Here is a 21,617-nt window from a genome sequence, read left to right on the forward strand (position 1 = left end):
CGCCCTGCTCACGCTCGCACGGTCAGCGTGCTCCCACCTCCGGGCACGCGGCGGACCTCGATGCGCTCGGCGATGGACTGCTTGAGCGCCTCCACGTGAGACACGACGCCCACGACGCGCCCACCCGCCCGGAGCCGCCCGAGTGCCGCGAGGACGGCCTCGAGCGTCTCGGGGTCCAGGCTGCCGAAGCCCTCGTCGACGAAGAGCGTCCCCAGCTCGACGCCTCCCGCCTCCGCGGTGACGACGTCGGCGAGACCGAGCGCCAGGCACAAGGACACGTAGAACGTCTCGCCGCCCGACAGCGTGCGGGGGTCGCGCTCGCGTTCGGTCACGTGGTCGAGGACCTTCATGGCGAGCCCGCGCTTGTGCGCGCGGACGTCTTCGCGCGTCGCGCTGCGCACGAGCTCGTACCGGCCCGACGACATCTCGGCGAGGCGCTCGTTCGCCGCCGCGACGACGTCCTCGAACCGCTGGACGAGGACGAACGTGGCGAGCGTGAGCGCGTGCTCGTTGTCGCCGGAGCCCGCCGTGAGCGCGGCCATGCGCGCGACCGGGCCGGCCGCGTCCCGGGCTCGCACCCAGTCGTCGACGGCCGCGCCGACCCCCTCGGCGGCGGCGTCCGCCGCCTGCGCCTGCCGCGCGACGAGCTCGTGCCGTCGCGCGGCGGCACGCGCGGCCGCCTCCGCCTCGGCGACCACGGCCCGCGCCGCCGTGACGTCCGGGCGCGCGTCCTCAGGCAGGTCCGCGAGGGCGGGTTCGGCGAGCCCCGCCGCGGTGGCGGCCCGCGCCGCCTCGTGCTCGGCGACGCGCTGCGCGAGCGCGCGACGGTCCTGCTCGCCGAGGACGGCGTCCAGCGCCTCGGACGCGTCCGCGAACCCGGACCTGTCGACGAGCGCGCCGAGCTCGGCCGCACGCTCGTCGACCGCCTTCCGGGCGCCGTCGACCGCCGCCCCGGCGTCCGCGAGCGCGTCGATCGTCCGGACCCGCTCCTCGAGCGCCGCGGCGAGCACCGCGACGGGGTTGCGCGGGCCGCCCTCGTCAGCGAGCACGTCCGGCAGGTCGACGTGCGCCACTAGCGGTCCCGCCGCAGCGAGCTCCGCGCGGATCTCGGCCCGGTCGGCGTCGAGCGCCGCCTCCAGCTCCTCGAGGCGGGCCGTCGTCCCGGCGATGACCTCCGCGAGCGCGGCGGCGCGCTCCTGGAGATCGGCGGTCGCGCGGTCGAGGGCATCGAGCTCGCGCTCGGCGTCCGCGCGCTCGCGCGCCGCCCTCCGCGCGTCCGCGACCAGCGCGTCCACCTCGGCGACGCGTCCCGCGGCCTCGTCAGGCGTGAGGCCCTCCGCGTCCCGACGGCGCGCGGTCAGGCGCTCCGCCAGCACCTCGGCGCCCGCGGAGGCGTCGTGCAGCGCCCGCTCCGCCTCGACCCGGTCACGCTCCGCGTCGTCGACGTCCTGCGCCGACGGGTGGCCGTCCGCGAGCGGTGCCGGGTCGGGGTGGTCCGTGCCGCCGCACACCGGGCAGGGGCACGCCTCGGTGAGACCCGCCGCGAGCTCGCCCGCGAGCCCGGCGATACGGGCAGCCCGGACGCGCGCCTCGTGCTCGACGGCCGCCGTCGCGACCACGGCGGCCTGCGCCCGCTCGGTGCGTGCCACCTCCTCGTCGCGCGCGAGCGCCGCCGCCTCGCGCGCGGCGCGCTCGACCGCACGAGCGCGCAACGCCCTCTCCTGGAGCGCCCCGAGCGACCCCGCGGTCTCGGCGAGCCCCGCGAGCCGCACACGGAGCTCCTCGCGGCGAGCGGGCCGCGCGGCGAGCTCGTGGAGGACGCGCGCCCGTTCCTCGGTCGCGTGCGCGACGTCCTTGCGGCCGTCGGCGAGCTCACGGTCGCGGGCCGGGAGCGACGCGCCGACGGCGAGCAGGCGCGTCGCGCGCACGGCGGCCGTCGCGACGTCGGCACGCAGCGCCTCGAGCGTCGTGGCGTCGGCATCGGCGAGGTCCACGGGCACGCCCGTCCGGGCGAGCGCGAGCCGGTCCCGCGCAGCGGCGAGGAGCTGCTCCGCGCGCGCGAGACCTTGCGCCGCGGGAGCGACGACGGCGGCACGCGCCGCGGCGTCCAGGCGGCGTCGGTCCGCGGCGACCCGCGGTTCCTCGTCCGCGAGGCGGGCGGCCTCGGCGCGCAGCCGCGCGCGTCTCGCGACGGCGTCCGCGAGCGCGCGCTCGGCGTCGAGGCGGTCCCGCGCCGCGACGAGAGTCGCGTTCGCCGCGACCTCGTGCGCGGCCAGCGCGTCCGCCTCGGCGGCGAGCCGCCGGGCGTGCGCGACGGCGAGCGCGTGGACCCCGGCAGCCCGCGCCGCCGTGCCCTCGTCCGCCTCAGGGCGGGTGTCGCAGGGGTCGGTCACGACCACCGGCACGTCCTGCCCGGCCTCGGGAACGGGCACTCCGTCCGGAGCCGGCGACTCGTCCGGGCCGGCCGCGTCGCCCGCCGGCCGGATCTCGGCCACGGCCCGCGCGACGTCGTCCTCGTCGGCCCGCCGCAGCCGCGCGTCGTCCTGCGCGGCCTCGCGCAGCCGCCGGGCGACGTCGGGCACGAGCCCCGCCGCCCCGGTGAACCGCTCGACCGCGCCGCGCACACCCTGCCGCGCGCCGTCCGACCGTGCGCGCGCCGCGCGCGCGAGCTCCGCGAGCCGCACCGCGGCGCGGTGGTAGAGCTCGGTGCCGAAGACCTTCTGCAGCAGCACGGCCCTGTCCTCGGGCTTCGCGCGCAGGAACGTCGCGAACTCGCCCTGCGGCAGCACCACGGTCTGCACGAGCTGGCGCCGGTCGAGGCCGACGATCCCGCGGATCTCCTCCCCCGCCTCGTCGAGCCTCGCGGACAGCAGCTCGCCCGGCGGGTCCGGGGCGTCCGGGTCGGCGTCGGACGACGGCACTCCGGCGAGCCGCCAGAGCCGCACCGACGCCTGCTGGACGGTCGTGCCGGTGCCGCGCTTCTTGGGCCGGCGGTACTCGGGCGTCCGGCGTACGCGGTACACGCCCGACGGGACCTCCAGCACGAGGTCCACGAAGGACTCGACCTCAGGTGCCGCGAACGCCGAGCGGAGGCGGTCGTCGCTCGCCGCGTCGGACGCGACCTTGCCGTACAGCGCGAAGACGATCGCGTCGATGACCGTCGACTTGCCCGCGCCCGTGGGCCCGTCGAGCAGGAAGATCCCGGACGCGCCGAGGGACGCCAGGTCGATGCGATGGCGGCCGGCGAACGGTCCGATCGCCTGGAAGGTCAGCGAGTGCAGGTGCATCAGGCGCTCCGCTCCTCCGCCAGCGCGAGCTCGAACGCCTCGCGCAGCACGGCGACCTCCGCGTCGCTCGGCGCGTGGCCCGCCACGTGCTCGACGAAGTCCCGCGCGACGTCGAGCGGGTCGCGTCCTGGCCCGACGGCGGTCACGACCTCCCGCTCGGCGACGCGCGGTGGGCGGTGGGTCACCTGGAGCGCGTGCGGGAAGCGTGCCCGGACGCGCGCATAGAGCTCCGCGGGTCGCACCGCGTCCGTCACGACGACCCGCAGCCAGTCGTCGACGTGCGGCTCGCCCGCGGCCCCGAGGAGGTCGTCGAGCGTCCCCGTGACCTCGGCGAGCCGCCGCGGGACGGGCGCGGGGACGAGCTCGACCGCCGCGTCCCGGTCACCGCCGGCGCGACCCCCCAGGGCGTCCAGGTCGACGAGCGTCGTGGACTTGCGCTGGTGCAGCTCGGAGAACGAGAAGGCGAGCGGAGAGCCGGAGTACCGCGCGACCGGCGCCCGCCCGTGGTCGTGACCTGGGGTTCCACGTGAAACGTCGGGCACGGTGACGCGCTGCGGCCCGTGCAGGTGCCCGAGCGCGACGTAGTCGACCCCCCAGCCCCCGAACGTGGCGGCGGGCACGGCGTCGACGCCGCCCACGCGGATGTCCCGCTCGGACTCCGACGCGAGGCCGCCGACCACGAACGCGTGGCCGACGACGACGGCCCGCGCGGCCGGGTCCTGCGCGCGGCGACGCGCGAGGTCGACCCCGACGCGCCGCATCGCCGCGCCCATGACGGCCTCGTGCGACCGGGCGAGCGGTGCCCGCGCACCGCGGGCGGGCACGTCCGGGCCCGGCTCCGCGCCCACGGGCCCGGCGTCGTCGGCCAGCGCGTGGCGCGCCGTGTCCGGGTCGAGGTACGGCAGGGCGTAGACGAGCACGGGCGCGCCGCCCCGGCTGCCCGCGCGTGGTGTGAGGGTCACGGGCGTCCCGACGTCGACGAGCCGCGCGCGCAGGTGCACGCCGGGGCGCATCACCCGGTCCCCGAACCCGAGCCGGATCGCGGAGTCGTGGTTGCCCGGCGTGACGACGACGTGCGCGTGCTCCGCGAGGCGCGCCACCGTGTCGGAGAGGAGCGACACCGCGTCGACGGGTGGGATCGCGCGGTCGTACACGTCGCCCGCGACGACGACGGCGTCGACGCCCTCCGTGCGGGTCAGCTCGACGAGGTGGTCGAGGTGCGCAGCCTGGTGCTCCAGCAGGTCGACCCCGTGCAGCGTGCGCCCGAGGTGCCAGTCGGACGTGTGCAGGATGCGCATGTCCGCACCGTACCGGCCAGGTCCCACAGCCTCCGGGACCCGGGCGGTCGGGCGCGGGACGCCGTCAGACCGCGCCGACGACCTCGATGGGGCCCGTCGACGCGCCGCTGCGCTCGACGGGGATGCGACCGCCCATGCCGATCATCTCGAGCAGCTCGACGATGCTCGTCGACGGGTCGCGGAGCACCACGTCCCGGCCGTCCTCCTCGCCCAGCATGTAGAGCTGGATGATGAACGCGATGCCCGACGAGTCGATGAAGGTCACGTCGGCGACGTCGACCACCACGCGGCCGCGCGTGTCCAGCACGTAGGACATCGCCTCGCTCGCGCGGTCGCGCAGCGCCGCGTCGATCTCTCCCCACATCGTCACGACCACGCCGCCGTCCGCCGGGGCGTAGACGATCCCGCTCGTCCGGTCGATCGCGCTGCCTGTGTCCACGGTTCCCGCTCACCGTCTCTCTCGAGTCGTCCTGCGTGCTGTCGGCCGCCCCTCCGGACAACGCCCGGTGGTGACGACCTGTTCCCCGCGCGCCCCCGCGAGGCTCCGTACCGTCGCGCGCGCCGCCGTCGGGCGACGGTCGCGCCGGGCGACCGTGACCGGAGCAGAACGAGTCTGCACCCGACCCGCGGCGCACACCAGCCCTCGAGCGGGTGGTCCTCGACCTTTCTCCGAACCCACACAACCGCCGCGCGCCCGACCGGCGGCACGCGCTACAGCGGCTCCGTGACGTCCGCGACCTGCGCGCCCAGCGCACCGACGAGCGCCTGCCCGTCCACCGTCGCGGCGACGCCGTGCGCGCCGCCGCCGATCGAGACGAGGCGCGCCGCGGCGTCGGGCTCCGCGCCTGGCTCACGCGTGTCTCCCGCGACGTCGACCTCGTCGCCCGCCCCCGTTCCGGCCACGACCCGCACGTCCGCGACGACCGGCCAGGCGTGCGTCGAGCCGAACGGCGTGATCGTCCCGCGCTCGTACCCCGTGACGTCGCGAGCGACCTCCTTGTCCGGCATCGACAGACGCGAGACGCCGAGGAGCGCACGCAGCTTGGGCCAGGAGATCTGCCGGTCTCCCGGGACGAGCACGAACAGGTAGTCGTCCTCCGCGCGCCGCACCACGATCGTCTTGAGGACGCGCGACGGGTGCACGCCCCGGGCCGCGGCGGCCTCCTCGAGCGACCCCACCCGGCCGTGCCGCGTGACGGTGTAGTCGATGCCCGACGCCTCCAGCGCCGCGAGGGCGCGCTCGCTGCTCATGGCCCGACCCTAGCCGCCGCGTCCGACGCCCACCCCGCCGCGCGACGCCCGGCGGCCGGGCTCAGACGTCGTCGAACTCCGTCACGACCGTGCGCCAGTACTCGGCGCCGTCGCGGGTCCGGTGGACGAGGCCGGCGTCGACCATCGCGCGGCGCAGCGACACCGGGTCCGCCGCGCGGGCCGCGAGCCGCTTGGTCAGGGTGAGCTCGGTGACGGGCTCCTCCAGGGGCAGCACCTGCGCCGCGAGGAACCGCACCACGAGCTCCCGGTCGCGCAGGCGCTTGGGCGAGCGCACCAGGCGCCCGTCGACGAGGAACCGCTCGGGACCTGTCTGCCGGGGCGTGGGCGTCGTCGCGAGGAGCGCCGCGAACCGCTCGGGCGCGGCACGCAGGAATCCGCCGGCGTCGCGCACGACGACCCCCGCGGCGAGGAGCGGCGCGAGCCTCCGTCGTTCGTCGGTCGACAGCACGGCCTCTGCGGGGCGCTCCGTCACGACGCGCGCGAGCACCTCCAGCCGACCCGCGTCCGCGAGCGACGCGACGACCTGTCTCCACGCGTTGCCCGACGCCGGGGCGCCGGTCTGTTCCTCGTCCACCCACCGACCCTAGGCACCCGGCGGCGCCCGGGGCCAGCGAGCTGCGCCGGTCAGGACAGGTGCACGACGTCGCCCGTCCAGCGCTGTCGCAGCCACCGGTCGTGCGACGCGACGACGACGGCCCCCGGCCACTCGTCGACGGCCTCCATGAGCTCGCCCGCGAGCGTGAGCGACACGTGGTTCGTGGGCTCGTCGAGGAGCAGCACGTCCGGGGCCTGCGTCACGAGCATCGCGAGCACGACGCGCCGCCGCTGGCCCACGGACAGCTCCGCGAGCGGACGCCCCAGGTCGCGCGGCGCGAGGAGCCCGTGCGCCTCCACGGCCGCCTCGCGCGCGCCCGCACGGTCGGCCGGGTCCCAGCCCTGGGCGAGGGCGAGGAGCTCGCGTGGGGTGCGGTCGTCGTCGTGCAGGTGGACGTCCTGCTCCAGCAGACCCACCCGCACGCCGCGCGCCCGGCCCACCGTTCCCGCGTCGGGGACCAGGTCTCCCGCGAGGACGTGCAGGAGCGTCGACTTCCCCGCGCCGTTGGCGCCCGTGACGAGCAGCCGCGTGCCGCGCGCGACCTCGATGGAGGGCACGCCCGACGCCACCATGTCGAGGCGGTCCGCGCGCTCGCCGGGCGCGCCTGCCTCCGCCGCGCCGGCGGGCCGGTGCACGACGACACCCCGCGCCCAGGCGACGACGTCGCCCCCGCCGGGGGTGACGTCGCCGCCGCTCGGCGCCGCGAAGCGCAGCGGCGGCGGGGGCTTGCGGACCTGGTCGCGCTCGAGGGTGTCGAGGCGCAGCTGGGCGTTGCGCACGCGCCGCGACACCTGGCTCTGGACGCGCTCGCCCTTGAAGTCGTAGAGGATCTTCGCCTGGTTGCCGCGCTCCCGGTTCTTCGAGACGTCGCGCGCGGTGACCGCGACGGACCGGCGCAGCTCGGCGAGCTCCGCCTGCTCGGCCTCGAACCGCTGCTCCCAGCGCGCGCGCTCGACGCGCTTCGCCTCCAGGTAGTCGCTGTACGTGCCGCCGTACAGGGTGGCCGTGCCCCCGGGGCGCGACGCGCCGTCCGCGGCGCCCCGCAGCGGCTCGGCCACCGGGTCGAGGTCGAGGATCTCGGTGCAGACCTCGTCGAGGAAGACACGGTCGTGGCTCGCGAGGACGACGGCGCCCGGGAGCGCGCGCAGCGCCGCCGCGAGGAACTCGGCCGCGTCGTCGTCGAGGTGGTTCGTCGGCTCGTCGAGCAGCATGGCGCCCGGCTGGCGCACGAGGAGCGCGGCGAGCCCGAGCCGCGTCCGCTGCCCGCCCGAGAGCGAGCCGACCGCGCGCCCGGCGACGCCGTCGACGTCGAGGCCCAGCCCGGCGAGCGTGCGCGCGGCGCGCGCGTCGGCGTCCCACACGTCCGCGAGCTCGGCCCGGTCGAGGGCGCGCGCGTACGCCGCGTCGGCACCACCCCCGCCGGGCCCCGCGCCGTCAGGGCCCGCGAGGGCGAGCGCCGCCTCCTCGAGCTCGCGCTCGATCGCCCGGACGCGGGCCAGCGCGTCGTCGACGACCGCGCGCACGGTCGTCGACGGCGGGTAGGGGAACTCCTGGTGCAGGTACCCGAGGTCGTCGGGCCGGGTCACGGCCCCGACGTCGGGCGCGAGCGTACCCGCGAGCACGCGCAGCAGGGTGGACTTGCCGACGCCGTTCTCGCCGACGAGGCCCGTGCGGTGGCCAGGGTCGACGGCGAGGTCGACGCCGCGCAGCACGGGACGGCCCCCGAAGGACACGCGGACGTCGGACGCACGGAGGACAGGGGTGGAACGGGCCATGGGGCGATCACCTACCAAGGTGCCCGGGCGGCACGCGCACGCGCCGGAACGGCGCGGGGGCCACGACGACGGGCTCGACGGGACGGAGCGGTCGGGGCAGGTGAGGATCACATCGCCGACGAGGCTACGCGGTCCCCGCGCGCGGCGCACGGGATTTGCGCGACCGCGCGGCACAGGTGCCGTGTGCCGCCTTCTCCGACGCCGCCGACGACGTCGCGCGTCAGGGCGTGGCCGTCTCCGTCGCCTCCGAGGTCGGCTCCTCGGGCGCCGCCGACGTCGGTGCGGCGGTCGGCTCCTGCGTCGGCTCGGGGTTCGTCGGCTCGGGATCCGGCGTCGGCTCGGGCTCGGGCTCGACGACCGCGGGACCGGACGAGACGACGATCGTCACCGTGCTGCCCGGCGCGACCTCGGTGCCGGAGCCCGGGTTCACCGCGATCACGGTGCCCGCCGCGGCGGCGTCCTCCTGCGTCGTGACGCTGACCTTCAGCCCGGCCTTCGTGAGCGCGGCCTCGGCCTGGGCCCGCGCCGTGCCGACGAGGCCGGCCGGCACGGCGACCTTCGCGGGCTGCTCGGGCTCCGGCTTCGGGGTGGTCGGCGTGGTCGGCTTCGGGGGCGTCGTCGGCGTGGGCGTGGTCGGCTTCGGGGGCGCGGTCGGCGTGGGCTTGGGCGCCGGGGCCGGCGCCCCCGGGGTCGACGGCTTCTGCGGGGTCGTCGGGGTCGTGCTCTCCGACGGCGTGTAGCGCGTCGGCATCTTGCCCGCCGCGAAGAACTCGAAGTGCCACGGCTCCGGCTTGGACCCGTTCGGCCGCGCCCAGGCGGGGTTGTCCCAGCCGTAGTCCGGGCCGTGCATGCGGAGCCACACGTACTCGCGCGAGGTCCCCGACGGGACGTTGCCGCCGATGTCGATCGCCAGGCCCCAGCCGTGCTGGGACGTCCCGGGCACCGCGGCGAGGTGCGGCTTGATGGCCTTCAGCCGCACCTGGTCGTCGTAGGGGCGGTACGCGTCGGTGATCTTCAGCGCGTACCCGAACTCCTTCTGGAACTCGGCGGCGAGCGCCTCGAGCTGCTCGGCCGCGTCGCAGCGCAGCGTCTTGCCCGGCGCGAAGTCGAGCTCGCACAGCGCCTCGGGCGGAATCCGCCCGTTCTGGTACTGCGCCGTCGAGCCGGCGTACTTCTCGACCACCTCGGCGAGCCGCTCCGCGAGCGTCGTACCCGCGAGCGCCGTGGCCCCGGCCGCCGGGACGACGCCGACCGGGGAGTAGTCCGTGCCGAGCAGGTCCGCGAGGTGGGTCGCCGAGACCACGACGTCCTCGAGCGTCACGTCGCCGTGGGCGTGGTCGTCGTCGGCGTGCTCGCCGTCAACGCTGTCACTCGACGGGTCGTCCAGGTCGCCGTGGGTGCCGCCGAGCTCTCCCGGGGCGACGCCGTCGGGAGCAGGCACGGCGTCCTCGGGGAGCGTGCGGTCTCCCGGGGTGCCTCCGATGCTGCCGGGCGCCGTCGGACCCGTCGGAGCGTCGGTCGAGGGCGACGGGCTCGGCGAGCCGCTCGGGCTCGGGGACGCGGCGGGGTCGGGGCTGCTCGTCGGGCTCGGGCTCGGCGCGGCACGGACCGCGGAGGTGCGCACGGCGTCCGCGTCACCTGCGGCGTCCACGGACGCGGGCTGCTGCGCGCGGCCCCCGGGGGCCGTCGTCCCGTCTTCGTCCGCGCCGGGGAGGTTGGGGTCGTCGGAGTCGGCGCCCGGACCGACCGGCTCCGGGAGGTCGGGGACCTCGGTGTCGTCGAGCGACTCGTCGAGGTCCAGCCCGCCGTCGGGGACGACCTGGACCGGCACCCGACGCGCCGCGTCCTGCTGGGCGAGGTACGTGGCGAGGAGCATGCCGAGCTCGCTGCGCGCCTGCTCCACGGGCGCGGTGACCTGCCCGTCCTCGAGCGCGTTCGCGGTCGCGAGCACCTCGATCGCCCCGTCGAGCTGCTGGTCCTCGTCGAGGCCGGCGCCGAGCGTGCTCGACAGCGCCGAGACCTGCGTCGCCGTCGTGGTCTCGGCAGCGAAGAAGGACGCGCCGGGGCGGGGCTCGACGCTCCCCGCGAGGGCCGCTGCCAGCGTGATCGCGAGCGCCGAGGAGATGAGGACGTGAGAGACGGTGCGCGCCCGGCGCGCGAAGGTCGGGTTCGGCGCCGGTGCGGGCACGGCGGGCTCGGACGTCTCGGGCACGTCGTCCGCCGCGCCCTCGTGCTCCGCCGTCGTGCTCACTGCTCACTCCCGTGCTCGGTGCCGTGCCACGGACCTGCGGTCCCCGCGCGCCGGTTCTGCGCGTCGTCGCGCCCGACGTCACGGCTGTGCGCGCCCACCGGTCGGTGTGCTGCACACCACAGTGCCCTCGTCCGCTTACCGTACACCGCCTCCACGAGGCTCTCACCTCGGTCTCATGGTCGCGGGGGAGAATTCCGCCATGAGTTCATCCACGCGTCACCGCAGGTCAACGTCGCGCCGGCTCGCTCTCTGCGGGGCCGTCGTCGTGACGCTCGCGCTCTCCGGGTGCGCGGAGGACGGGTCCGTGAGCGTGCCGGAGTTCACCCTCACCGGCGACCAGGTCCAGCAGTTCCTCGACGACGCGCGGTCCCAGGCCGAGACCATCGGCGAGGACGTCCGGTCCCTCACCGACGACCTCGGCTCGCTGTCCGGCGAGGCCCGCACGCGCGCCGAGGACGCCGTCACGGCAGCACAGGAGGCCGCGGACGAGGCCCGCGCGGCAGCGGACGAGGCGGCCGCCGCGACCGACGACACCCGCGCCGAGGCCGAGCAGCGCCTCGCGGAGGCGGAGACCGCGCTCGACGACGCGTCCTCCCAGCTCGAGGCGGTCGCGGACTCCCTCTCCGGCGCCGACGCCGCCGTCCGGGACGGGATCGAGAGCCTGCGCACGCGCGTCGACGAGCTGCGCGCCGAGCTCGACGGCTCCACCGGCTCCTGAGCGGCCCGGCCGCAGCCCCCGGCGAGCGCTGCACCCGCGCTCACCGAGGACCTAGGTCCCCGGGGGCGGCGACCTTCGCCTGACGTCCACCCTTCCTTCACAGGGGTTTGCTTGGTCTCAGGAGCCCGACCGCACCGGCCGGGTCGATGAGAGGGGACAGTGATGAAGGGGACGATCGAGCGGAACGCCAACGCGCCGCTCCCCACGGTCGAAGGCAGCGAGCCGGAGACCCTCAGCCTCGCGGAGCGCGCCCCGCGACACACCCAGGTCGTCCTCGGCGTCCTGCGGATCGTGATCGGCTTCTACTTCCTCTGGGCGTTCCTCGACAAGACGTTCGGGCTCGGGTTCGCGACCCCCGCCGAGCGGTCGTGGATCAACGGGAACAGCCCGACCACCGGCTTCCTGTCGAACCTCGAGGGCACGTTCTCAGGCTTCTTCGCCAGCCTCGCCGGCAACGCGTTCATCGACGTGCTGTTCATGGTCGGCCTGCTCGGCATCGGGCTCGCCCTCGTCCTGGGCATCGGGATGCGGGTCGCCTCGGTGAGCGGCACGCTCCTGCTCCTGCTCATGTACCTGGCCGAGCTCCCGCTCGTGACCAACCCGATCATCGACGACCACATCACGATGGCCCTGACCATCATCGCCCTCACGCTCCTCGGGGCGGGCAGCGTGGTCGGCCTCGGCAAGGCGTGGCAGAAGCTCCCGCTCGTCCAGCGCAACGCCTGGCTGGTCTGACGGTTCCGACAGCCCGCCGTGTGCGGCGGGCCTACGGGGCGACCGGTACCGCGCGACGATTCTGAGGCCGTCGCTGCAGGGAGTCGCTCCCGGGGGAAGAGGGACGTGCGGGCGGTGGGGAGACCACCCGCACGTCCCGCCCTCCGCGCCCGGCAGGGCGACCGACGCTCGACGGAGCGGGTCGCCCGCCGGGCGCCCTTCCGTCCGCACCCGAGCAGCCGCGCCCGTGCTCAGCCGAAGCGCGCGAGCAGCTCCGCGGCCTGGGGGTCGCCCTGGGCGGCGGCCTCGCCCCACAGCGTCATCGCCTCGGCGACCCGGCCGGCCCGCAGCCGCAGGACGCCGAGGCTCGTGCGCGCGGTCGGCTCGCCCACGAGCGCCGCCTGCTCCAGCAGGTCCTCCGCGTCGAGGGCGCGGCCGGCCCGGACGTAGAGGTCCGCCAGCACCGCCGCGACGCGCGCCTCGCCCGCCTCCGCCCAGCCCTCGAGGAGCGCCACGGCGTCGTCTCCCGTGAGCGCGCCGCTGCGCGCCAGCTCGACGGCCGCCTCCCAGCTCTCGCCCGACGTCGCGAGGAGGAGGTCGTCCGCGGCGTCCCGCTCCCCCAGCTCGGCCAGCACCTGCGCGAGCCGGACGGAGGCGCCCTCGACCTCCTGCGCCTGCTCGTACCACCGCCGGGCGGCGTGCAGGTCGCCCCGCTCGGTCGCGACCTGTGCGGCCATGAACGCCCCGAGGACGTCGCCCGCGAGCCCCGCGAGCTCGAAGCAGCGGAACGCCTCGGCGGCGTCGCCCGCCTCGTGGTGCGCGACGCCCAACCGGTACAGGGCCCCAGAAACTCCGTGCTCGACGGCTGCCTCGTAGAACGGCACGGCCGCCGCGGGACTGCCCAGGGTGCGCAGGTCGTCGGCGATGGCGACGAGCTCGGCGGGGTCGTCGGGGTGCAGGTGCCCGACGGCGGCCCGCAGGTCGGCGAGCGCGGTGGTCGTGGCGAGGTCCGTGCTCCGGTCGGTGGTCGGCATGCGCACCGCGTCCCTTCGGCCCCCTGCGTCGACGGCCTCGGTCGGCTCGCGCCTGCCGGGCCGCGCGGGCGACCGCAGGACGGCGGCGGGCGTCCCGAGATGTGGACGCACGATAGCGCGGCTGTCGCCCACGTCACACCCCTGCGTCCGGCCGGGTGCTGTCGGCGGTCCGGCGTCTGGGAGACTGGCTCGGGTGAGCGGAACGACGGACCTGCCGGCCACCGCCGGGCAACGCGTGCTGGACGCCGTCGTGGCGGTGACGAGCGACCTCGACCTCCCGCAGGTGCTACGCCGCATCGTGGACGCGGCGATGGAGCTGACCGGCGCCCGGTACGGCGCGCTGGGCGTGCTCGACGCCTCGGGCCGCGAGCGCCTCGCGCAGTTCATCCCGCTGGGCCTCTCGGACGACGAGGTCGCCGCGATCGACCACTGGCCGCACGGCGAGGGCCTGCTCGGCGAGCTCATCGACCACCCGGAGCCCATCCGCGTCCCGGAGATCGCCGACGACGTCCGCTCCGCGGGGTTCCCCGAGGGCCACCCGCCGATGCACACGTTCCTCGGCGTCCCGGTGCGGGTGCGCGAGACGGTGTTCGGCAACCTCTACCTCACGGACAAGCGAACGCCCGGGGCGGGCGGCGACGGCTCCACGACGGAGTTCACGGCGGAGGACGAGGCGGCCGTGATCGCGCTCGCGGCCGCGGCCGGCGTCGCGATCGAGAACGCGCGGCTCTACGGGCGCGCCAAGCAGGTGGGGGTGCTCGAGGACCGCGACCGCATCGCGCGCGACCTCCACGACGTGGTGATCCAGCGTCTGTTCGCGTCGGCGATGACGCTCATGAGCGTGCAGCCGCTCGTCGCCGACCCGAACGCGCGGACGCGCATCGAGGAGACCGTCTCCGACCTCGACGAGACGATCCGGCAGATCCGCTCGACGATCTTCGCGCTGCACACGGCGACCGACCCGGACGCGCCGTCGATCGAGGACCGGTTCCGGGCCCAGGCGGAGGCCGCGACGACGGTCCTGGGCTTCGCGCCGGAGGTGAGCGTCGAGGTCGCGGCCGAGGGGTCGGGCGCAGGCGTGTCCGACGGCGGCCCGAGCCTGCCGGCCGAGGTCGCCGACCAGCTCGTCGTCGTGCTCGGCGAGTCCCTGACCAACGTCGCCCGGCACGCGCAGGCGAGCCACGTCGTCGTGCACCTGTCCGTGACCGCGCACGAGGCGCGCCTCACGGTCACGGACGACGGCGTGGGCATCCAGCCCGGGGGGCGCCGCTCGGGCCTGCGGAACATGCAGGCGCGCGCGGCGGCGCTCGGCGGGTCGAGCACCGCGACCGCGCTGCCCGACGGCGGCACGCGCCTCGAGTGGTGGGTGCCGCTCGGCTGACGAGGCGTCCGGACCGGTCTCGGCGTCGGCTCAGCGGCCGGCTCGGCGGCCGGCTCAGCGGCCGTCTCAGCGCAGGATCCGTCGCCCGGTGACGATGCGCGGGACGACCTTGATGACGCGGTCGCGCACGCCCGGCACGAACGTCACGAGCGGGAGGGCGAGCAGCCGCGCCCGCTCCACCGGCTCGGTGACCTCGTACGTGCGGCCCACGAGCACGACGGACCAGCCGGAGCGCGCCTCGGCGTCGAACTGGTCCACCTCGAACGCGACGACCGCCCGGCTCGCGGCGACCGCGAGCTTGGAGCCCTCGGCGGTGCGGAACACGACGTCCGGCCCGTCGAGGACGAAGTTCACCGGCTGGATCGCCGGCAGCGCGTGGTCGGTGTAGACGATCCTGCCCACGGGGACGGTCGCGAGGAGCGCGTAGCTCTCCTCGGGCGTGAGCTCCGCGAGCCCTGCCGAGGCGCGCGGGCGCTCGGCCGTCGTGGCCCCCGCCCCCGCCACCGGTGCCCCTGTGCCGGTTCGCTCGACTGTGTCCATCTCCACATCGTCGCGCCGCGGTGTCAGATCGGCGAGAGCCGAAGGTCCTGACGCCGCCCGGTCGCCCGGACCCTCGCCGTCGACCCCCGGTCCGTGGGCGGACGAGCCCTCGGGCCCCCCGGGGCGCGCCCCGGCGTCGCCCTCAGGGACGGAAGGGCTGGCCACCGTGCTGCCGGTCCGCGGCCGACGCGCCCCCTCCCGGGGCGCCGCCCTGGCGCGTCGCCTCCTCCTGGCGCATCTCGGTCGCGAGCACCGCGACCTGGGTGCGCCGTTGCAGGCCGAGCGTGGCGAGGACGTGCGAGACGTAGTTCTTGACCGTCTTCTCCGCGAGGTAGAGACGCTTGCCGATCTCGCGGTTCGTCAGGCCCTCGCCGATGAGCGCGACGATCTGGCGCTCCTGCTGCGACAGGCCCTCGAGCCGGTCGGGCGTCTCGTCCGCGGCGTGGCGCAGGCGCTCGAGCACGCGCGCGGTGCTCGCGGGGTCGAGCAGCGAGCCGCCCGCCGCGACGGTGCGGACCGCGCCGACGAGGTCGGACCCGTGGATCTGCTTGAGCACGTACCCCGACGCGCCGGCGAGCACCGCCTGGAACAGCGCCTCGTCGTCGGCGAACGACGTGAGCATGAGACAGCCGACCTCGGGAAGCTCGGAGCGCACCTCGCGGCACACCTCGACCCCGGAGCCGTCGGGCAGGCGCACGTCGAGGATGGCGACGTCGGGACGCGTCGCCTTGATGCGCGCGAGCGCGGAGGCGGCGGTGCCGGCCTCGCCGACGACGGTGATGTCACCGGCCGCCTCGAGCAGCGCGGCCACGCCACGGCGGACCACCTCGTGGTCGTCGAGCAGGAACACACGGATCGGGTGGGGAGAGCCCATGTCCTCAACGTAGCCCGTCGAGGGCGGATTCTCGCGCGCGCGAGGGTGCGACGCCGCAGGTGCGGGACCTTCGTCCCGCGACCTGGAGCCGTGGGTCCCCGCATGCGGGGGCGCTCGCAGGGTGCGCTCCCCCGGTCTCGGGGAGTATCCAGGAAGTATGCAGGCGGCGGGCTCGGCCCGGCCGCGAAGGGGACGAGGGACAGAGGTGGGAACCGTGAGCGGATCGACGCAGCAGGTCGTGCTGGTCGGTGTGGACGGCAGCGCGACGAGCGGCAAGGCCCTGGACTGGGCCGTGCGCGAGGCGGCTCGGCGCGGCGCCCAGCTCCGCGTGCTGCACGTCGCCTACGTGCCGGTGGTCGCGACGCCGTTCGTCGGGGGCGCGTACTACCCGAGTGTCGAGGAGCTCGGGGAGATCGCCGGGCCCATCCTGTCGGCCGCCGCCAAGCGCGCCGCGCACGTCGACCCCACCGTGCCCGTGCGCACCCTGCTGCGGTCCGGCCCGCCCGCCGAGGCGCTGCTCGACGAGGCCAAGGACGCCGACCTCGTCGTGGTCGGGTCGCGCGGCCTGGGCTCGGTCGGCTCCATGTTCTTCGGCTCGGTCGGGACGCGGCTCGCCGCGCGCTCCCCCGTGCCCGTGGTCGTCGTGCCGCCCGTCGTGGACCGGAGCGAGCGGACGACCGACGTCGTCGTCGGCGTCGACGGGTCCGTGCACGGCGACGCGGCGCTGCGGTTCGCTCTCGACGAGGCGGCCCGCACCCGGTCGCGCGTCGTCGCGGTGTGCGCGTGGCGCCTGCCCACGGGTCCGCTGTGGGAGGAGAACCCGTCGTTCTACACGTCGGCCGAGCGCGACGCGCGGGCCGAGGCGTCGCGCACCGTCGATGCGGCGCTCGCGCGCGTGCGGACCGCCGCGCACGACGACGTCCTCGTCGAGACGTTCGTCGTGGACCGCGAGCCGTCCGCCGCGATCCGGGAGGCCGCGGCGGGAGCCGCGCTGACCGTCGTCGGCTCGCGCGGCCGGGGCGACCTGCGCGGCATGGTCCTGGGTTCGGTGAGCCAGCAGGTGCTGCACCACGCGACGCACCCGGTCGCCGTCGTGCACGCCGAGAAGGCGTAGCCCGAGGTCACGCAGGTGGTGGTGCGCCCGCTGCCGGACGGGCACACCACCCCTGAGAAGCGGGGCGGCATCGGCCGCCGCCCCACGTGGCGCCCCGGTGACGCCGGGCGAGACGGTGTCGGACCCCCGTCTCACCCGGCGCTCGGGTCACGTCAGCCGCACGAGCGCGCGGCGTACCCGGCCGTGACCGTGTCGGTGCCGCCGTCGGCGTCCGTCACGGTGACGGTCACCTCGCCGGCCTCGATCTCCGTGGCACGCGTGCTGAACGACTGGTAGGCGTTCTTGCCCGGGGCCACGTCCGTGAAGGTCTTGCTGCCGAACGGCGTCTCGATCGCGACGTTCAGCGCGGAGTCGTCCACGTTGAGCGCACGCACCGCGACGTAGACCTTGCCGGCCAGGCAGCGCGGCTCGACCGTCACGTCGGCGTCCGGAGTGTCCGCACCGGCGGGGATGCCGGTGAGGTACTCGAAGCCCTTGGCGGAGAACTCGTCGTTCGCCGGCGAGCCGTCGTACTCCATGACGAAGTACGCCACGTCGGCGTCGAGACCGGCCTGCAGGATCTCCTGCAGCGGCATGTCGCCCTCCCCGAGGTTGGTGAACGTCGGACGCCCACCCTCGTTGAGGTTCGTCGCGTCCTTGATGTGGAGGAGCTCGATGCGGTCCGCGTGCTCGTCGATCAGCGCGGGGACGTCCACACCGGCGTTCGCCGCCCAGGCCGTGTCCAGCTCGAAGGCGACGAACTCGGGGTCCGTCTCCGCCACGAGGATCTCCCACGCGGAGGTCAGCTCACCGTTGTACTCGTACTGGGTGGTGAACTCCTGGTCGTGGTTGTGACCGAACAGCTTGCCGGTGCCGTTCGCGACCGAACGCTCGCCGAGACGGTTCATCGCCTCGGCCGTGGCCAGCACGTTCTCCAGCCCGCCGGCGATGCCCGGACGGGGGAACCCGCCCGACCCGACGTACTCCTGGCCCATCGTCTTGACGAACGCGAGCGTCGAGTCGAACGTGTCCTCGTTCACGTCGTAGTGCGACGACGGGACACGGAGACCGGCGGCGTCGAACTGGGCGCGAGCCTGCTCCGCCGTGAGGCCGGAGTAGTTCGACCCGAAGGGCTCGACGTTCTCGAAGCCGATCTCGCCCAGGCGGTCGTAGACGCCCTCCCAGCCGATCTGGCGGCTCCACGAGCTGAGCGAGAACAGCTGCATCGAGACCTTGTCCACCGGGATGGTGACCGGCTCGGTCGGCTCCTCGGAGCCGCCCGCGGCCTGACCGGTGAGGTACTCGAACCCGGTCGTGGCGAAGGACTCGCCGTCGGCGGCCATGTCGTACTCCATGACGTAGTACGCGACGCCCGCCTCCTGACCGGCGGCCAGGATCTCCTGCAGCGGCATGTCGCCGTCGCCGAGGTTGGTGAACGTCGGGCGCCCGCCGGCGTTGAGGTTGACGGCGTCCTTGATGTGCAGGAGCTCGATCCGGTCGCCGTACTGCTCGATGAGCGCCGGGACGTCGACGCCCGCGTGGGCGGCCCACGCCGTGTCCAGCTCGAACGTCACGAACTCGGGGTCCGTCTCCGCCACCAGGATCTCCCACGCCGACGTGAGCTCACCGTTGTACTCGTACTTGGTGGTGAACTCCTGGTCGTGGTTGTGGCCGAACACCTTGCCGACGCCCGCCTCCACGGAACGCTGGCCGAGGCGGTTCATCGTCTCGGCCGTGGCGAGCGTGTTCTCCAGGCTGCCGATCCCCGGGCTGGGGAAGCCGCCGGAGCCCACGTACTTCTGTCCCACCGTGGCGACGTAGTCGAGCGTGTCGTCGAAGTTCGCCTCGCCCACGTCGTAGTGCGAGGACGGGACGCTCAGGCCCGCGGAGTCCGCCTGCGCGCGGAACTGCTCGGCCGTCAGGCCGGAGTAGTTGCCACCGAAGGGCTCGATGTTCTGGAGCCCGATCTCACCGAGGCGGTCGAGCACGGCCGACTGGCCGTCGGCGGTGACCCAGGGGATCAGCGAGAACATCTGGAGCGAGACCTGGTCGGCCGGGATGATGACGGACTTCCCGAAGAACACGTTGTCGACGTCGACGCCGCCCGTGCTCGTCACGACGACCTTGCCCGAGCCCTCCGGCACGCTGGTGAGCGTGCGGGTGACGTCGGTCCAGCCCTCGCTGTCGAAGCGGAGCTCGGCGAGCGACTCGTCGGTCGTGCCGTCGGCGCCCTCCCAGCCCAGCGTGACGGTGCCCTCGCCGCGACCGAGGACGGTCACGCGGTTGATGGCGTCGCCCGACGGGGCGTGCTCGAAGGCCACCGGCTCGTAGGCGAACGAGTCGCCCGCGTCGAGGGAGGTGACGTAGCCACCGGCGTCGGCGCTCTCGTCGACGACGACCTCGATGCCCTCGGCCTCGTCGTACCACTCGGCCTGCTGCTCCTCGGGCTTGAAGATGCGCGTGAGCTCACCGGTCGTGGCCGGGACGTCGCCCTGGGCCTTGTCGGTGTAGGTCACGACGAGGGTGCCGAAGATCTTCTCGCCCTCACCGTGCTCCACGGCGTCCGCGTTGGTCGCGATGGTGATGCCGCAGCCGTCGGCCGTGGCCTTCGCCGACCCCGTGACCTCGGGGTGCGCGTGGGTGTTGTGGCCGAGGCCGAACGTGTACTTGACGTCGCTGCAGACGACCTCGTCGCCGTCCTCGGCGTCGTGCACCGAGACCCCGAGCGAGAGCTCGTCGCCCCAGTTGAAGATCGCCCCGTCGGCGACGTCGACGCTGATCTCGGGTGCGGTGTTGCCGACCGTGATCTGCTTCGTCGAGAGCGTGAAGAGACCCTCGGGGTCCGTGACCCGCAGGATGACGTCGTACTGCCCGAGCTCGGTGTATTCGTGCGTGACCCTCACGCCGGTGGCGTCGGTCTGACCGTCACCGTCGAAGTCCCACTCGTACGTGAGCTCGGCGCCCTCGGGGTCGCTCGACCGCGAGGCGTCGAACGTGACCTCGAGCGGGGCCTCGCTGCTGGAGATCGCGCTGGCGGTGAACGACGCCTGCGGGTGCCGGTTGCCCTCGCTGTAGGACACGCGGTACAGGCCCGCGTCCGGGTTCTGGCGGAAGAAGCCGTCACCGTACTCGAGGACGTACAGGTTGCCGTCCGGACCGAACTCGAAGTCCATGACGTTGTCCCAGATGGGCTGTGCGGAGCTCGTGAGGTGCGCGTTCGGCAGGAACTCCTCCACGGCCGTCACCACACCGTCGCTGCTCAGCTCGTCGAGCGTGAACGCGGCGACGTAGTCCTGGGAGAACTCCGCCATGAACGGCTTGCCGTCCCAGTAGTCGGGGAACTTGCCCGGTGCGTCAGGGTAGTCGGCCGAGCGGTAGACCGGGCCGCCCATGGGGGCCTGGCCCGTGCCGCCCCACTCCGTCAGCGGGTCGAGCAGCTCGGGCTGGTCGCCGGCCTTGTCGCCGTAGTACACCTGCGGCGCGGTCGCCGGCGGCACGACGTCCAGGCCGGTGTTCCACGTCGAGTTGTTCACGGCGCCGGCCTCGCAGTCGAAGAACTCGCCCGGCGTCGAGGTCGCGTAGTCCCACTCGTTGTAGTTCGCGTTGGGGCCGTGGCAGTAGGGCCAGCCACCGTTCATCGGCTCGGTCGTCAGCTGCCACTCGACGTAGCCCATGGGCCCGCGGTTCGGGTCCGCGGCCGCCGCGTCGGGGCCGTAGTCGCCCCACACGAGCGCCCCGGACTCGACGTCGTAGTCGATCCGGAACGGGTTGCGCACCCCCATGACGTAGGTCTCGTCGCGGACCAGGTCACGGACGTCGTCGTACTGCGGGTCGTCGAAGAGGTTGCCCTCCGGGATGGTGTACGTGCTGCCCGGACCCACCTCGGTGCCGGGCGCGAGGTTCTCGATCGGGTTGATCCGCAGGATCTTGCCGCGCAGGTCGTTGGTGCTGCCCGCACCGCGACGGTCGTCGAAACCGGGGTTCATGCCCGGGGCGTTGTTGTTCGGCGCGTACCCGGCCGCGCCCGGGGCGCTCGCCGGGGTGTTGTCACCGGTGGAGAGGAACAGGTTCCCCTCCTCGTCCCACGCCATGTCCGCACCGACGTGGCAGCACTGGCCGCGCTGCGCGTCGATCTTGAGGATCGCGCGCTCGGTGGACAGGTCGATCTCGTTCGTCGCCGGGTCCCACGTGAACCGCGACAGCTGGTTGTAGCCCAGCCACCGGTCCCAGTAGCTCTCGTCCTCGCCCGCGGGCAGCGAGTTCGGCGCGCTCCCGTTCGGCGTCGTCTCCGGGTACTCCACGCCGGAGGGCGACGTGCCCTCCATCACCCGAGGCGCGTACACCATGTACAGGTAGTGGTTCTCCTCGAAGTTCGGGTCCAGGGAGATGCCCTGGAGCCCGTCCTCCGAGTTCTTGTAGACGTCGAGCTGCGCGATCTGGCTCGTCAGACCCGTCATCGGGTCCGTGAGTCGCACGACGCCGTCGCGTGCCGTGTGCAGGACGCGCGAGTCGGGCAGGACGGCGAGGTCGATCGGCTCGCCCGTGTCCTTGCTGAGCAGCACCTTCTCGTAGTTGTCCCAGTCGAGCGCGGCGACGTCGGCGGCGACATCGCCTCCGTCCTCGTGCCCGGGGTGGGCGTACGCCCCTGCGACCGTCAGCGGTACCAGCATCGCTGCTGAGACCGCCGCAGCGGCGTATCGGGACCACCTTCGGTGGCCTGGGGAAAATTCGTGCACAACGTCCTCCTTGACGCACTCGGGGAACCAAGCAGCCTGCATCGTGAGG

The 21,617-nt window shown here is 74.8% G+C and carries 15 protein-coding genes; 4 read left to right on the forward strand and 11 right to left on the reverse strand.

Going from position 1 to position 21,617, the window contains the following annotated elements; translation table 11 throughout:
- Window positions 1-8: 8 nt before the first annotated feature.
- The 7 genes from JN535_RS10875 to JN535_RS10905 form a co-directional block, all read right to left on the reverse strand.
- Entirely contained in the window at window positions 9-3,287 is a 3,279-nt protein-coding gene (locus tag JN535_RS10875) for an AAA family ATPase (RefSeq protein WP_205205575.1), read from the reverse strand.
- Window positions 3,287-4,585 carry an exonuclease SbcCD subunit D gene (locus tag JN535_RS10880; protein WP_205205576.1) on the reverse strand — a complete coding sequence of 433 codons (1,299 nt, stop codon included), beginning with the start codon at window positions 4,583-4,585 and terminating at the stop codon, window positions 3,287-3,289. The genes JN535_RS10875 and JN535_RS10880 overlap by 1 nt, the downstream gene beginning before the upstream one ends.
- A gap of 64 nt (window positions 4,586-4,649) precedes the next feature.
- Complete coding sequence (locus tag JN535_RS10885; RefSeq protein WP_307868574.1) at window positions 4,650-5,024, reverse strand: STAS domain-containing protein; 375 nt, start codon at window positions 5,022-5,024, stop codon at window positions 4,650-4,652.
- 272 nt (window positions 5,025-5,296) lie between these two features.
- On the reverse strand, window positions 5,297-5,836 hold the full coding sequence (locus tag JN535_RS10890) for an aminoacyl-tRNA deacylase (RefSeq protein WP_205205577.1): 540 nt from the start codon (window positions 5,834-5,836) through the stop codon (window positions 5,297-5,299).
- Between the two features lie 61 nt (window positions 5,837-5,897).
- Complete coding sequence (locus JN535_RS21555) at window positions 5,898-6,431, reverse strand: DUF2087 domain-containing protein (protein ID WP_307868577.1); 534 nt, start codon at window positions 6,429-6,431, stop codon at window positions 5,898-5,900.
- A 50-nt stretch (window positions 6,432-6,481) separates the two neighbouring features.
- Window positions 6,482-8,227: an ABC-F family ATP-binding cassette domain-containing protein gene (locus JN535_RS10900; RefSeq protein WP_205205578.1), complete on the reverse strand. Its 1,746-nt coding sequence runs from the start codon at window positions 8,225-8,227 to the stop codon at window positions 6,482-6,484.
- A 220-nt stretch (window positions 8,228-8,447) separates the two neighbouring features.
- Window positions 8,448-10,478: a M15 family metallopeptidase gene (locus tag JN535_RS10905; protein ID WP_205205579.1), complete on the reverse strand. Its 2,031-nt coding sequence runs from the start codon at window positions 10,476-10,478 to the stop codon at window positions 8,448-8,450.
- 199 nt (window positions 10,479-10,677) lie between these two features.
- On the opposite strand from JN535_RS10905, the gene JN535_RS10910 reads away from it, so the two are divergent.
- Window positions 10,678-11,196 (forward strand): hypothetical protein, encoded by a 519-nt coding sequence (locus JN535_RS10910; RefSeq protein WP_205205580.1) that lies wholly within the window; start codon window positions 10,678-10,680, stop codon window positions 11,194-11,196.
- 162 nt (window positions 11,197-11,358) lie between these two features.
- A complete protein-coding gene (locus JN535_RS10915) occupies window positions 11,359-11,931 on the forward strand; it encodes a hypothetical protein (RefSeq protein ID WP_205205581.1) in 573 nt (190 codons plus the stop codon).
- A 230-nt stretch (window positions 11,932-12,161) separates the two neighbouring features.
- On the opposite strand, the gene JN535_RS10920 is transcribed toward JN535_RS10915, so the two are convergent.
- Entirely contained in the window at window positions 12,162-12,944 is a 783-nt protein-coding gene (locus JN535_RS10920; protein WP_205205582.1) for a tetratricopeptide repeat protein, read from the reverse strand.
- Between the two features lie 193 nt (window positions 12,945-13,137).
- Between JN535_RS10920 and JN535_RS10925 the strand changes: the two genes are divergently transcribed.
- Window positions 13,138-14,325, forward strand: coding sequence for a GAF domain-containing sensor histidine kinase (locus tag JN535_RS10925; protein WP_307868581.1), 1,188 nt, complete (start codon window positions 13,138-13,140; stop codon window positions 14,323-14,325).
- 66 nt (window positions 14,326-14,391) lie between these two features.
- On the opposite strand, the gene JN535_RS10930 is transcribed toward JN535_RS10925, so the two are convergent.
- Together JN535_RS10930 and JN535_RS10935 are read right to left on the reverse strand one after the other, a co-directional pair.
- Window positions 14,392-14,865 (reverse strand): pyridoxamine 5'-phosphate oxidase family protein, encoded by a 474-nt coding sequence (locus JN535_RS10930; protein ID WP_205205584.1) that lies wholly within the window; start codon window positions 14,863-14,865, stop codon window positions 14,392-14,394.
- 142 nt (window positions 14,866-15,007) lie between these two features.
- Window positions 15,008-15,739, reverse strand: a complete 732-nt coding sequence (locus JN535_RS10935; RefSeq protein ID WP_205205585.1) for a response regulator — start codon at window positions 15,737-15,739, stop codon at window positions 15,008-15,010.
- A gap of 214 nt (window positions 15,740-15,953) precedes the next feature.
- Between JN535_RS10935 and JN535_RS10940 the strand changes: the two genes are divergently transcribed.
- A complete protein-coding gene (locus tag JN535_RS10940) occupies window positions 15,954-16,853 on the forward strand; it encodes a universal stress protein (protein WP_205205586.1) in 900 nt (299 codons plus the stop codon).
- 152 nt (window positions 16,854-17,005) lie between these two features.
- On the opposite strand, the gene JN535_RS10945 is transcribed toward JN535_RS10940, so the two are convergent.
- Window positions 17,006-21,502, reverse strand: coding sequence for a TIM barrel protein (locus tag JN535_RS10945; RefSeq protein WP_205205587.1), 4,497 nt, complete (start codon window positions 21,500-21,502; stop codon window positions 17,006-17,008).
- Between the last annotated feature and the right edge of the window lie 115 nt (window positions 21,503-21,617).

It is taken from the genome of Cellulosimicrobium cellulans, assembly GCF_016921195.1.
GTDB lineage: Bacteria > Actinomycetota > Actinomycetes > Actinomycetales > Cellulomonadaceae > Cellulosimicrobium > Cellulosimicrobium cellulans_F.

Excerpts from the sequence above, each read along its gene's own strand:
- JN535_RS10875 (WP_205205575.1), bottom strand. The coding sequence starts at position 3,287 with ATGCACCTGCACTCGCTGACCTTCCAGGCGATCGGACCGTTCGCCGGC.
- JN535_RS10880 (WP_205205576.1), bottom strand. The coding sequence starts at position 4,585 with ATGCGCATCCTGCACACGTCCGACTGGCACCTCGGGCGCACGCTGCAC.
- JN535_RS10890 (WP_205205577.1), bottom strand. The coding sequence starts at position 5,836 with ATGAGCAGCGAGCGCGCCCTCGCGGCGCTGGAGGCGTCGGGCATCGAC.
- JN535_RS10900 (WP_205205578.1), bottom strand. The coding sequence starts at position 8,227 with ATGGCCCGTTCCACCCCTGTCCTCCGTGCGTCCGACGTCCGCGTGTCC.
- JN535_RS10910 (WP_205205580.1), top strand. The coding sequence starts at position 10,678 with ATGAGTTCATCCACGCGTCACCGCAGGTCAACGTCGCGCCGGCTCGCT.
- JN535_RS10915 (WP_205205581.1), top strand. The coding sequence starts at position 11,359 with ATGAAGGGGACGATCGAGCGGAACGCCAACGCGCCGCTCCCCACGGTC.
- JN535_RS10920 (WP_205205582.1), bottom strand. The coding sequence starts at position 12,944 with ATGCCGACCACCGACCGGAGCACGGACCTCGCCACGACCACCGCGCTC.
- JN535_RS10930 (WP_205205584.1), bottom strand. The coding sequence starts at position 14,865 with ATGGACACAGTCGAGCGAACCGGCACAGGGGCACCGGTGGCGGGGGCG.
- JN535_RS10935 (WP_205205585.1), bottom strand. The coding sequence starts at position 15,739 with ATGGGCTCTCCCCACCCGATCCGTGTGTTCCTGCTCGACGACCACGAG.
- JN535_RS10945 (WP_205205587.1), bottom strand. The coding sequence starts at position 21,502 with ATGCTGGTACCGCTGACGGTCGCAGGGGCGTACGCCCACCCCGGGCAC.